This window comes from Flavilitoribacter nigricans DSM 23189 = NBRC 102662 (assembly GCF_002646595.1).
Taxonomy (GTDB): domain Bacteria; phylum Bacteroidota; class Bacteroidia; order Chitinophagales; family Saprospiraceae; genus Flavilitoribacter; species Flavilitoribacter nigricans.
Genome location: NZ_PDUD01000039.1, coordinates 1 through 12595, shown reverse-complemented (window position 1 = coordinate 12595; position 12595 = coordinate 1). Strand labels below are relative to the sequence as shown.

The 12595-nt window shown below is 53.0% G+C and carries 11 protein-coding genes; 10 read left to right on the top strand and 1 reads right to left on the bottom strand.

What is annotated here, in order from left to right:
* Window positions 1–65: 65 nt before the first annotated feature.
* Window positions 66–1652 carry a GDSL-type esterase/lipase family protein gene (locus CRP01_RS31340; RefSeq protein WP_099154025.1) on the top strand — a complete coding sequence of 529 codons (1587 nt, stop codon included), beginning with the start codon at window positions 66–68 and terminating at the stop codon, window positions 1650–1652.
* 30 nt (window positions 1653–1682) lie between these two features.
* Here the strand turns inward: CRP01_RS31340 and CRP01_RS31335 are convergent, their stop codons facing one another.
* Window positions 1683–2714, bottom strand: coding sequence for an alpha/beta hydrolase (locus CRP01_RS31335; RefSeq protein ID WP_099154132.1), 1032 nt, complete (start codon window positions 2712–2714; stop codon window positions 1683–1685).
* Window positions 2715–3014: 300 nt separating this feature from the next.
* Between CRP01_RS31335 and CRP01_RS31330 the strand changes: the two genes are divergently transcribed.
* The 9 genes from CRP01_RS31330 to CRP01_RS31290 form a co-directional block, all read left to right on the top strand.
* Window positions 3015–3413: a DoxX family membrane protein gene (locus CRP01_RS31330; RefSeq protein WP_099154024.1), complete on the top strand. Its 399-nt coding sequence runs from the start codon at window positions 3015–3017 to the stop codon at window positions 3411–3413.
* A 38-nt stretch (window positions 3414–3451) separates the two neighbouring features.
* Window positions 3452–4288 carry an MBL fold metallo-hydrolase gene (locus CRP01_RS31325; RefSeq protein ID WP_099154023.1) on the top strand — a complete coding sequence of 279 codons (837 nt, stop codon included), beginning with the start codon at window positions 3452–3454 and terminating at the stop codon, window positions 4286–4288.
* Window positions 4289–4345: 57 nt separating this feature from the next.
* Window positions 4346–4846 carry a peptidase associated/transthyretin-like domain-containing protein gene (locus tag CRP01_RS31320; RefSeq protein ID WP_099154022.1) on the top strand — a complete coding sequence of 167 codons (501 nt, stop codon included), beginning with the start codon at window positions 4346–4348 and terminating at the stop codon, window positions 4844–4846.
* Between the two features lie 335 nt (window positions 4847–5181).
* Complete coding sequence (locus tag CRP01_RS31315) at window positions 5182–5913, top strand: hypothetical protein (protein ID WP_099154021.1); 732 nt, start codon at window positions 5182–5184, stop codon at window positions 5911–5913.
* A gap of 43 nt (window positions 5914–5956) precedes the next feature.
* Window positions 5957–6358 (top strand): DUF1801 domain-containing protein, encoded by a 402-nt coding sequence (locus CRP01_RS31310; RefSeq protein WP_099154020.1) that lies wholly within the window; start codon window positions 5957–5959, stop codon window positions 6356–6358.
* Window positions 6359–6419: 61 nt separating this feature from the next.
* On the top strand, window positions 6420–6914 hold the full coding sequence (locus CRP01_RS31305; protein ID WP_233752801.1) for a GyrI-like domain-containing protein: 495 nt from the start codon (window positions 6420–6422) through the stop codon (window positions 6912–6914).
* Between the two features lie 211 nt (window positions 6915–7125).
* Entirely contained in the window at window positions 7126–10008 is a 2883-nt protein-coding gene (locus CRP01_RS31300) for a PQQ-dependent sugar dehydrogenase (protein ID WP_099154130.1), read from the top strand.
* Between the two features lie 239 nt (window positions 10009–10247).
* Window positions 10248–10598 (top strand): hypothetical protein, encoded by a 351-nt coding sequence (locus CRP01_RS31295; RefSeq protein ID WP_099154019.1) that lies wholly within the window; start codon window positions 10248–10250, stop codon window positions 10596–10598.
* Window positions 10599–11141: 543 nt separating this feature from the next.
* Window positions 11142–12595: HYR-like domain-containing protein (locus CRP01_RS31290; protein WP_143473606.1), on the top strand; the 1454-nt coding region annotated here is incomplete at its 3' end.

Sequence of the window (12595 nt, the reverse complement as noted above, 5' to 3'; positions counted from 1 at the left end):
ACAATTGTTCCGCAGCCAGAGTAATAGACTGCGGTAAACCAGCAAAAAACGACAACCAACGCAACATGAAAAAACGGTCTCTGCTCCTTTTCTCCACGTTCCTGCTTTGCCTACCGGCCATTTTCTCCCAGGAAGTCATTCCGCTTTACGACGGCATACCGCCCGGTTCGGAAAACTGGGACTGGAGTGAGCAGATCAGTACCAAAAATGCCTTCAACACCGAGGTCGTGTACAATGTGGTGCAACCCACGCTGACGGCTTATCTGCCGCCCTATTATCTGGCTACCGGTACGGCGGTGATCGTAGCTCCCGGTGGGGCTTTCCATACCCTGAGTATCAACAGTGAGGGGAAAGACGTCGCCAAATGGCTGAACAGTAAAGGGATCGCCGCTTTCGTGCTGAAATACCGGGTGGCGCGCAGCTACACCGATGATCCCGTACGGGAACTGATGGGCAAAATGGGCGATTTTGCAAAGCTGGATGCCGAAAATGCGCCCATCATTCCGCTGGCTATGGCGGATGGTCTGGCGGCCGTTCAATACGTGCGCGATCATGCCGAAGCGCTCGAAGTAGACCCCGCCAAGATCGGCTTTATGGGCTTTTCGGCCGGAGGTACGCTCGCCATGTCCGTGATGTATAATGCTACCGATAGTAACCGGCCCAATTTCATAGCGCCTTTTTACGCCTACGAACCGGCGATCATTAGTGACCAGTTACCCCCGGAAAAAACGCCCATCTTCGTGGCGGCCGCCAGCGATGACCAATTGGGAATGGTACCCTACAGCCTGAACATTTACGAAAAATGGTTCGACGCCGGACATCCGGCCGAACTGCACCTCTTCGAAAAAGGCGGACACGGTTTCGGCATGCGCCGGCAGAACCTGCCTACCGACAAATGGCCGGACCGGTTTTGGGACTGGCTGAAGTTACACGGCTACAACAAAAAGCTCTATCCCAGCAAATACGAAAAACTCTACGGCGAAGAAGCGGTCGAAATGGGGCAGTTGCAGGAAGGAGAACGCTTTCGTCGCGATTTCGGCAACCTGGAACGTTACCAGGCGGATAATCGGGCTTTACCACCTCCGGCCGAAGGTGAACAACGGGTCGTTTTTCTCGGCAATTCGATTACCGAAGGCTGGGTGCGTGCGGATTCTGCCTTTTTTCAGGATAATAATTACGTCGGTCGCGGTATTGGTGGCCAAACCTCCGCTCAGCTTTTATTGCGTTTCCAGCAGGATGTGGTAGCGCTGCAACCGGAAGCGGTGCTCCTTCATATCGGTACCAATGATGTAGCCGAAAATACGGGCCCCTACGATCCGGATTTTACCATGGGCAATATCCGGTCCATGGTAGAAATTGCCCGGGCGAACGGGATCAAAGTGCTGCTGGCGTCGGTACTGCCCGCTACCAGGTTCGAATGGCGGCGGGAACTGGGCGATCGCTCCGAAATGATCGTCGATCTGAATCGGCGCATCAAAGCTTTTGCCGCAGAGCACGATATCCCTTATGTCGATTACCACACCGCTACCAAAAATAAAGAGAACGGAATGGACCCCGAACTGGCGGCAGACGGCGTCCATCCGACCCTGAAAGGATACCGGATCATGGAACGACTGGCTCGGCAGGCGATCCGCGATCTGCTGCGGCAGTGATCTGCGGTCTAAGCGTTGGTCGCTGCAAGCTTATTCAAACTTCAGATGCTCCGTGAAAAAAGGCAGTGTTTTGGTCCGGATGCGTTCGGCGATCCGATTGAGGTGATCGCCTTCGTAACTTTCGTAAAAGTGGGGGATATCGTAAGCTTCCAGCAGCTCGTGGAGCTTTTTGGTGGCGCCGCTGATCCCCCGGTCCTGCAGCCCGGCGTCCATGCCGATCGCCTTGAGCCGTTTCAGATTGTGAATGTACTGATCGATGGTGTACAAGGTCCGGTTGGCGGAGAATTTGGCAGCGATTTCCGGACGCACCTCACCCTCGGCGAAGGGCAGATCCAGATAAAAAGGAGGTTTGCCCGGATTGGGTGCCCAGGCTGCTGCCGATGCCAGCGTGGCAATCACGCCGAAACCGACACTTTCCAATTGATCGACGGCGGTAACTGCTTCTACGCTTTGCATAAATTCGGTATTGGTATTCGGCGTCGCGCCTTCCATACAGCAGGGACTCAGCAGGTATATCGCCGACCATACCTCGGGGTATTTCATGCCGAGCCGGATGGTGCCGTAGCCCCCCATGGAGTGCCCGGCCAGTCCGCGGGAAGCGGTATTCGGCAGGGTGCGGTAATGCTCATCGATATAATTTACCAGTTCTTTGGCCACAAAGGTCTCCCAATCCCCGATGGTGGGGGAACTCGAATACATACTTCCCCGAAAGCGGTTATAGGCGTTGGGCATCACCACGATCATTTCCCGGGTCTTTTCCTCCGCCAGCGCGGCGTCGAGTACTTCGTGCAGGTTGATCCAGTGGTCTTCCCAGCCGAACCACTGACTATCGGAATCCGTAAATCCGTGCAGCATGTAAAGGACAGGGTAGCGGCGTTCGGGCTCCGACTGGTAGGAGGGAGGCAGGTACACGGTGACATCCCGCTCGGCCGGGTCCTGCACAAGGTTTCCTTCGATGGCCTGACTGTAGACCTTGATCCGTTCTTTCGTTCCCTGGGGAGCCTGGGCACAGGATATGGAGACCGCCAGTAAGTACACGCAAAATAGTACGGTTCTTTTCATGATCATTTAATTTTTAGGGCGCTCGAAAGCGCTTGTTTTTTACGGTTGCCACACCGGATGTTTACCGATGACAATTGCCTTTTGGGAATAGGAATTTTTTCTAAAATAAAAGGTACGGATTTATCCGGATCGAAAAAGTTCCCGGAGGATAAAACCCCAGACCCTGGTCCCTAAATGTAGTCTTTCAGGTTGTACCGAATGCCGTTCGGCCCCAAAAGTCCGTTACTTGCCGGAATGTTGATCAGCGTATAGAACCCACCGCCTGGAGATTTGTTGGGATGAAAACTAACAACACCAACTATGGACCACAAAACAAGCGCCTACGCACTGGCGCGGCTGCCGATGGGTTTTAGCTTTTTCGGTCATGGCCTCGTTCGCATTCCCAAACTGGCGACTTTTGCCCAGGGTATGGCCGATTCCTTTCAGGGTACCCTGCTTCCCGAAGGTTTTGTATTGGCCTTTGCCTACATTCTGCCCATCATAGAACTGATCCTGGGGATCATGCTATTGCTCGGGATTGCCATGCGACAGTCCGCTGTGGCGGGCGTATTTTTGATCTGTATACTGATCTTCGGCTCCAGCCTGCAGGAAAACTGGTCGGCAGTAGCTACTCAGTTATTTTACGGGCTGTATTTCGCTATTCTCTATCTCTTTGCGGAGCACAACGGATACGCACTTATGACCGCTCGCCGGAATTGATTACCGCCGAATTTCCACCGAACAAAACCACATGTACTATGAAACTCACCATCACTTTTGCACTCAGTATTCTTTTGGTATTACCCGTTCTTTTACCGGCTCAGGACATAGCAACCATTCAGGCCCAGGAAGACCTTTATTTCGTCGGAGACCGCACTTACTCCTGTTTTTACGTAACGGATGCGGGCGTGATCGTCATTGATCCGCTCGATTCCGTTCGCGCTACGGCCACCCTGGCGGCTATTCGTAAGGTGACCGATCAGCCGGTGAAATACGTTTTTTACAGTCATAATCACTGGGATCACATCAGCGGTGGCCGGGTATTTGCGGAAGATGGCCCGCAGTTCATCAGTCACCGGGAAGCGAAAGAGCACATCACGCCCCATCCGGACGTGGTAACACCGGACAGTACCTGGAGCGGCGACCGGACCACCTTCCGGCTGGGCGGGAAGGAGCTGGAACTTTATTACTACGGGCGAAACCACGGTAACGGGATGACGGTTTTTCGCTTTCCGGCATATCGCGCCATTTTTGTGATCGACCTGGTGGTGCCGGACCGCGTGCTCTACGCTTATTTGCCCGATGCGTCTCCCCGGAATTGGGTGGAGGACCTGGAGGAGATCCAGCAGTTGGATTTCGATACCGTCTACATGGCCCACCTCCGGGCGATCGGCGACCGAAAGGATATCGATCTGATGCAGGCTTATTTCGCCGACCTCTACGCAGCCGTGGAGGAGGCCCTCGCAAACGGGACGCCATTCTTTGAGATCCCGACCACCGTTAAACTACCCCAATATGAACATCTTAAAAACTACGAAGCCTGGTTGCCCATGAACGTCTGGCGGATCCTGATGGAAAAATCGATCGGTAAATGATAGGATGGAAATGGATAAATCCATATCTTGATTGGGTCAAATTTCAAATTTAAGTACATGAAACGCAAGAACGTATCTCTCTGGTTGCTCACGTCAGCAATCCTCTTCTCCAGTTGTGCAAGTATTGTTAGTAAAGGAGTCTATCCGATCAGTATTAACAGTACCCCTTCCGGCGCCAACATTTCCGTGATAACTTCCGACGGCACGGAGCTTTACAAAGGCAATACGCCGGCCGTCGTGAATCTCAAAGCCGGCGAAGGCTTCTTTAAACGGGCTACCTACCAGGTGAAATTCAGTAAAGCCGGTTACGACGAAAGGATCGTTCCCATCAATTTTAAGGTGGACGGCTGGTACTGGGGCAACATCATTTTTGGCGGTGCGATCGGCATGTTAATCGTCGATCCCGCGACCGGAGCAATGTACAAACTGGAAACGGAATACCTGAACGAAACCCTCACCCAGACGGGAACCACCCAAAACGAGCAGGAACTCAAGATCTACGGACTGGACGACATTCCGGCCGAATGGAAAGAACATCTGGTCCGAATGAGTAAGTAAGTGCAAATGGGCTGCCCGACGATTGGGTCGCCCCGGAAGCCCGCTTTTTCTTTACAACATTTGGTAAGCGCTCCTTTCCATCCGCCGCCGGTGGATGGATGGCCGCTTATTGTCAGGACCCATCCTGGCGGTTGGAGCGTTGGGGTACAGATGCAGAACTGCAATCCATTTGGAAAAAATGGAGAAATGTCGCCGATAAACGGATTGCGGAAAATATAGCGGTAGATTTTTCGGTTAATGATTTATTTTTGCGGCCAGTACGCTGTAACAGAAGCATAAATTACGCGTACCAGGAGAGAAGAACGACAAGCCCCTTTCTTGAAAATAAGATATCAATGACCAAGGAGAACAGCAGTAGTGAGTCCTACGCAAAGGTGGAAGAGATTGTAAATTGGACCTTACCCGGATTGACGATGTATTACCGGGATACCGATCTGCCGCAGCAGAGCCTGGCTAAGTACGAGTTAAATCAGATATTTCGCTCCCAGACTTTTGTCGATGTTTCCAGCTATGCCGGCAAACCGGCCGCCAACTGCCGCTATGTAATCGCTTCCAGCAAGGCTGCCCCCATTTATCAGGTGAATCCGGGCACGGAAAAATGGGGCTTTCACGTCATCAACTGCAACAGCTACTTTAAGGTACTGGATATTTACCAGCGGGAAGGGGTCACGCAGATCTTTTTGCTCCATATTCCCTACGCGGGCCTAGATTTTTTCCGGCAGAGCGTCCTCAAACTGGACGGACAGAATATTGAAGAACAGATCATCGAAAGAGCGAGACTGAGTCTCGACGAGAAACTGCAGGCGGAGGTCCCGCCGGCCCTACAGGAAAAGCAGTGGCTGGAAAGAACCAACTTCCCAGTCGGATTGGATCTGAAACACGAATTCTTCAGTCTGGAACCCAATGCTCCCTTGATGCCGGTAATGGTTCCCCTGCACAATGCGATCAAAAAAATGACCCAGGACCTGACGGGCCTCAACGAGCCGCCCCTGCCGGAAAAGCGGAATGGCGGCCGAAAGTCCGGCGGTAAAAAAGGAGGTTTCTGGTCCGATCTTTTCGGCCGTTGAAGCCGGTGGCGGCTAATACCACGATCAGAGAATAATAACAGGTATGAACGAAGGACGTTTAAACGAGGCAGTTTCCCTATTTCTGGACGATCTCGATCACCCGCTGCGGGCCGAGATCGAATTGTTGCGCCGGGAGCTATTAGCCGCCAACAACGAACTTACGGAAAACATCAAGTGGAATGCGCCCAATTACGAGTACGCCGGAGCGGACCGCATCACCATGCGGATCAACCCTCCCCGGAAGCTGCAACTGATCTTCCACTGCGGGGCCAAGGTGAAAGAACAACCTTCGGAAAGGCTCATCAGCGATCCCACGGGATTGCTGGACTGGAAAGATAAGCTGCGGGCCGTTGCGACCTTTAACGAGCGCGCAGAGATCGAAGAGCAGCGGACGGCCCTGAAGACTTTGGTCAACGACTGGATAACGGCTGCTTTGAACCTCTAACACGACCAGATATGGTGCTCTGTTGCCGACCTGTCAAACGCTTCCTATTGGTAAAAGTGAAATGGAAAAGATGAAGTATCCCGAAGCCCGCATAGAAGAACTGCAGGCTAAACAACTGATCGGGAAGTCCCTGAAAATGAGTTTTGCGGAGAACCGGACGGGGGAGCTGTGGGCTTCCTTCCTGCCCCGGAGAAACGAGATCACCCGGGCGGTGTCCGGTGAGCTGTTTTCGTTGCAGATCTACAGCCCCGGTCATTTTCGGGATTTTGATCCTACACGGAATTTTGAGAAGTGGGCCCTGGTGGAAGTGACCGACTTCGCTGCGGTCCCCGAAGGACTGCAAACCTTTACCCTGCCCGGCGGCAGTTATGCGGTATTCAATTACCGGGGGCGGAGCGGGGACGGCCGAATTTTCCAGTATATTTTTACCGAGTGGCTGCCGGCTTCCGGTTACCAACTGGATGATCGCCCCCATTTTGAGGTGCTGGGCGCGCGGTACAAAAACGACGATCCCGACTCGGAAGAGCAGATCTGGATACCCATCCGCCCGGTATAAAATGCGGCCCTTATCGCCGGAAAAATGCCGGCGATCGCTACTATTGGAGGCGAAAAAAGGCAAGCCGCCGGACCTCCATCTATCTTTTAAGCCTAATTGTATTATATCTAGACATAAACCATTATTTTGCCAAACGAAATTATGGTAACCCGGGAGTCATGCGAAATTATGCATGGTTTTCGCAAAAGAAGATTACAGTCCAATGCTTAAAATGATTACAAAAAGATCAGAATTTTTCCATTTGGGAGGCATCGGCTCCCTGGCGTTTGCGCTGGTTGTGGTGCTGCTCCAATGGTCCTGTCAGGGTACGAAAGAACCGATGGACCATAACCTGCCACCGGAGGAAAACCGTTTTACCACCACGGTGATCTCCGAACCCGGCGCTCTGGATGAGCCCATGGCCTTTACCTTCCTGAATGACGAGGAGATGTTGATCGTAGAAAGAAAGGGTGGCGTAAAATCCTTCAACGTAGTTGGCCGCGAAATGAAAACGGTTGGTAACGTGCCGGTCAACACCAAGTACACCAATAAGGAAGGGCAAACCCGCGAAGCCGAAGAAGGGCTGATGGGGGTAGTGGCCCACCCGGATTTTGCCGAAAATAACTGGGTCTTTATGCTGTACGCCGATCCGGACGAACCGAAGCACGTGCTGGCCCGCTGGGAATACCGGGACGGTTCGCTGCAGGACGCCACTAAAAAGATCGTACTGGAATACCCCGCCCAGCGGGAAGTTTGCTGCCACACCGGCGGCGGTATGGTGTTCGATAAGAACGGAAACCTTTACCTGACCACAGGCAACAATACGGCCAACCCGCCTTCGGGAACTTCCAATCTGGACGAAAGACCCGGATTTGAAAATGCGGATGACCAGCGTACGGCGGGTAACACCAATGACCTGCGGGGTAAGATCCTGCGTATCCATCCGGAGGATGACGGTACGTATACCATTCCGGAAGGGAACCTCTTCGCGGAAGGAACGCCCAAAACGCGGGCCGAGATCTACACCATGGGGCACCGCAATCCGTGGCGGGTTTCCATTGACAGTGAGACCGGCTACATTTACTGGGGTGAAGTGGGCCCGGATGCTTCCGAAGATACGGAGCGCGGACCACGCGGTTACGATGAGTTCAACCAGGCCAAAGGACCCGGGTTCTTCGGCTGGCCGTATTTCATCGGCGATAACATCCCTTATACGGATTATGATTTCACTACCGATTCGGTCGGTCCGGCTTTCGATGTAGCCCAACCGATCAACGATTCGCCGAACAATACCGGGATGACGGAACTGCCGACGCCAACGAAAGCTTTCATCTGGTATCCTTATACCTACTCCGAGGAATTCCCGAAAATGGGGAGCGCTGGGCGGAGTGCTACCGGTGGGCCGGTTTTCCGCGAGGCGGATTTCCCGGCATCGGATAAGCGTTTCCCGGCCTACTACGAAGGAAAATGGCTGATGGTGGAATTCATGCGCGGCTGGATCATGGCCGTCAGTATGGACGATAAAGGGGATTACGTTTCTATGGAACCCTTCCTGCCGAAGGAGAACTTTTCGAGCGCCATCGATATGCAGTTCAGTCCGGACGGCGATCTGTACGTGTTGGAATACGGTTCAGCCTGGTTCCGGGGGAATGAGAACGCCCAGGTCAAACAGATCCGCTACAACGGCGGCAACCGGGTGCCGGTAGTGGTAGCCGGAGCCGATAAGATGGCGGGAGCTCTGCCGCTGACGGTACAGCTTTCTTCCGAAGGAACGGTCGATTACGATAAAGATGATCTGGATTACGAATGGACGGTGAAATCGGATAACGGATTTTCCGAAACCCTGAATAAGCCTAATCCAAGTCTGACTCTGGATAAAGAAGGCCTGTATACGGTCCGACTGAAAGTGACCGATCCCGACGGGGAAAGCAACGAACAGACCTTTGAGATCGTCGCGGGTAATGCGCCACCGGAAGTAGATATCGTCATTGAGCAGGGGAATAAGACCTTTTTCTTCCCCGGCAACAGCCTGAATTACGCTATCAACGTGCAGGATCAGGAAGACGGTTCCCTGGCATCCGGCATTCAGTCGGATGAAGTAGCCGTCAACTTTGATTACGCGCCGGAAGGATTCGATCCCATCGAGATCGCCCAGAACCACCGGAGTACCGACGAATGGGTGACTTTCTCCCGGGGTAAAACCCTGATCAGCGAAAGCGATTGCCTGTCGTGCCACCGGGTAGATGTCAAATCCATCGGCCCCAGCTATCTGGAAGTTGCCGCAAAATATAAAGGCGATGCGCAGGCCCAGAGCCTGATCGCCGACCGGATCATTAATGGTAGTGTCGGCATCTGGGGCGAACACGCCATGAGTGCCCACCCGGACCTCTCCAAATCGGATGCCGAATCGATCGTTCACTACATCATGGGACTGAACGATGCCGAAGGTGCCGCGGCTTCTATTCCCCTGTCGGGGACCTACGTGACCAAAGTGCCGGCCGGAGAGAACGGTAAAGGCGGTTACCTGCTGCGGGCGGCCTACACCGACAAGGGCAACGGGAATCTCCGTCCGCTGACGACCGAGAAGATCATTGCCCTGCGCAATCCGGTCATCAACGTTGAAAGTTACGACGAAGCGGAAGGTACCCACCTGATGACCACCCCCGGGCGTTCTTTCAACATCATTAAGGACAACGCCTTCCTGGCTTTCAAAGACCTGGACCTGAGCGGTATCAGCGAAGTGGTGATCAACGCCGAAGCTGCCTCGCGGGTCGATGCGGCCGGCGGTATCATCGAAATGCATCTGGATTCACCGGATGGCACTCTGGTGGGATCGACCGAAAAGATCGTACCGGTAGAGATCGATTTTCGTGCGGAACTGCAAAAGCTACGCGATGAATGGGAGAAAAACGGTAAAAAAGGCCCGCAGCCGAACTTCCGTACGGTTCGCGAAATGTTCCGACCAACTTATACGATCGCCGTGGACGGAGTAGAGGGCATGCACGATGTGTATTTTGTCATCAGAAATCCGGAAGCCAAAGACGGACAAATCCTGATCGGTATGGAACAGCTTGAATTCAAGCAGGCCGGTTCCGGCGCCGATATGACGCAGTAAATAACCGGTTCGCCGGTCGGCGGGACGCCCCTGAATCTGGTGTTGAGCCGGATTCAGGGGTGTTTTTTGATTGTGTTGAGGTGTTGATGTTTTGAGGTGTTAATGTGTTTGGGTGGAGGTAATAGAAACAATAAGGTAAATTTTAAGTCCCTGCCACCTGCCACCTACTCTCCTGACACCTGACACCTGCACTCCTGACACCTTCTCCCTGACCCCTGACCCCTCCAAACCCCAACCCCATGCCCCCCATCCTCGACCAACCCCCCATTCGGGAAAACCGAAACGCCAAAACTGCCCTCATCTACTTGTTGACGGGCATCGGACTCCTGCTGATCTCCTTTTTCGGTGGCGCTTACTTTGCCTCCATCGGTCTGGTTGCGGACCATCTCGTCTTCGTTTTGGTACTGCTGGTGTTGATCATCTTTCTGCTGTTCCTGTTGGGATTTATTAGTGCGGTAAAAGCCTATCGGGCCGGGGAAGAGCCAAAGGTCCTGGTGTATATGGGACTGATCGGCAATGGTTTTATCATCGCATTTTGGTTACTGGTGCTGATCATCAATTTCCTGGATGTGTTGCGGGTGTTTAGGTGAGATGTACAGGATCCCGTAATCCATTCATTTTGGTATTAATTCCTACTGGATAATCGGATGGCATCGATGACTATTTTCCGATTCATTCCTTTATCTCATTTATTGCTCACCATACTTTTCCGTCTTTGGCCGGATAAACCTGCGAGTTGCCCCGGTTTTTCGGCGCCAGGTGATCTCCATATCGGGCTAATGCAAGAAAAATCCAGGTTTTTGATCAGAAAATCCAACTCAGCCATTTACAGATTCGAGATATTGCTACCATAGATCTGAATAACAACCGCTATAGAACTTCCACATAGTCTGATTTTCCGCAATCTCAGTATCCAGGGATTCTCCTTTCCCCAGTTCCCTCTTGCAATTGACACCCATAATTGCCCCCTCCGGCCATAGCGTATCTCTGCAGCCAGCATCTTCCCTGTACGATGAACGGGAAGCAATAGCTCCTATTTTCCTTTTGGTCCGTCCATCTGACGATGCACGGTCTAGAGGTCGATTGTGGAATGATCAGGTCTTTTACTAACTCATCTTTAAACACCTAAACGTATGCTTGCCATTACCACCACGCAATTTTGTAAAACCCTTTTTAACCCATTATTCCTGCGCAGGCATTTTTGCGGTACCCGGTCATTTTCTATTTTCAAGAAAATGCTGGTGCTGTTCGTATTGCTGGTTTCGGGCTTCCTGCATGCCAATGCCCAATGCGAGCCCCCAACCATCAGTTGCCCACCGGATTTGGAGGTCGATTGTAATATTTCAACGGATCCTGCCGTAATCGGTTTACCGGTTATTACGGGCGGCTGTGGATTGGTCAACTATTCCTATACGGATGATCTCACCTACACCTGTTTCAATGAATGGACCCTCAGTCGCACCTGGATTGCTATCGATGAGGAAAATAATGCGGCCAGTTGCGTGCAAACCATCCGGGTAGCGGATCTCCTGGCACCAATTGTCGTGGACACCATCCCCCAGGATTTGACGCTGGACTGTTTCGCGGATTATCCACCGCGCACCAACCTAACGGCGATCGATAATTGCGACGGGATTATTGTTTCCAGTCCGGTCAGCCAGTTTACTATTGGTAGTTGCCCCAACGATTTTACGGAAGTCCGCACCTGGACCTTTAGTGACACCTGCGGTAATACGAGTAGTGTTTCCCAGGTTATCCAGGTACTGGATACGCTGCCGCCCGTGGTCGTGGACACGATCCCGCAGAGCCTCACCCTGGAATGCTCCGCCGATTACCCCCGATCAACCAGTCTGACAGCGATCGATAACTGTGACGGGGTCATCGTCTCTTCTCCCGTCAGTCTGTTTACATTTGGTGGTTGCCCGAACAACTTCACCGAAGTCCGCACCTGGACTTTCAGCGATACCTGCGGCAATACCACCAGTGTCTTCCAGACCATCCAGGTACTGGATACGCTGCCACCGGTTGTCGTGGACACGATCCCGCCGGACCTGACCCTGGAATGCTCCGCCGACTACCCCCAACCGACTAGTTTAACAGCGATCGATAATTGTGACGGGGTCATCGTCTCTTCTCCCGTCAGTCTGTTTACATTTGGTGGTTGCCCGAATAACTTCACTGAAGTTCGCACCTGGACCTTTAGTGATACCTGTGGCAATACCACCAGCGTCTTCCAGACCATCCAGGTACTGGATACGCTGCCGCCCGTGGTCGTGGACACCGTCCCGCAGAGCCTCACCCTGGAATGCTCCGCCGACTACCCCCAACCAACCAGTCTGACAGCGATCGATAACTGTGACGGGGTCATCGTCTCTTCTCCCGTCAGTCAGTTTACTTTTGGTGGTTGCCCGAATAACTTCACCGAAGTCCGCACCTGGACTTTTAGCGACACTTGTGGCAATACCACCAGCGTCTCCCAGACGATCAACGTTCTGGATACGCTGCCGCCGGTTGTCGTGGACACCATCCCGCAGAGCCTCACCCTGGAATGCTCCGCCGACTACCCCCGACCAACCAGTCTGACAGC

What these genes read in the sequence shown, in the direction of transcription:
- CRP01_RS31325 (WP_099154023.1), top strand. Translation starts at nt 3,452, where the DNA reads ATGAAACTCACCATCACTTTTGCACTCAGTATTCTTTTGGTATTACCC.
- CRP01_RS31310 (WP_099154020.1), top strand. Translation starts at nt 5,957, where the DNA reads ATGAACGAAGGACGTTTAAACGAGGCAGTTTCCCTATTTCTGGACGAT.
- CRP01_RS31335 (WP_099154132.1), bottom strand. Translation starts at nt 2,714, where the DNA reads ATGAAAAGAACCGTACTATTTTGCGTGTACTTACTGGCGGTCTCCATA.
- CRP01_RS31295 (WP_099154019.1), top strand. Translation starts at nt 10,248, where the DNA reads ATGCCCCCCATCCTCGACCAACCCCCCATTCGGGAAAACCGAAACGCC.
- CRP01_RS31340 (WP_099154025.1), top strand. Translation starts at nt 66, where the DNA reads ATGAAAAAACGGTCTCTGCTCCTTTTCTCCACGTTCCTGCTTTGCCTA.
- CRP01_RS31320 (WP_099154022.1), top strand. Translation starts at nt 4,346, where the DNA reads ATGAAACGCAAGAACGTATCTCTCTGGTTGCTCACGTCAGCAATCCTC.
- CRP01_RS31300 (WP_099154130.1), top strand. Translation starts at nt 7,126, where the DNA reads ATGATTACAAAAAGATCAGAATTTTTCCATTTGGGAGGCATCGGCTCC.
- CRP01_RS31305 (WP_233752801.1), top strand. Translation starts at nt 6,420, where the DNA reads ATGGAAAAGATGAAGTATCCCGAAGCCCGCATAGAAGAACTGCAGGCT.
- CRP01_RS31330 (WP_099154024.1), top strand. Translation starts at nt 3,015, where the DNA reads ATGGACCACAAAACAAGCGCCTACGCACTGGCGCGGCTGCCGATGGGT.
- CRP01_RS31315 (WP_099154021.1), top strand. Translation starts at nt 5,182, where the DNA reads ATGACCAAGGAGAACAGCAGTAGTGAGTCCTACGCAAAGGTGGAAGAG.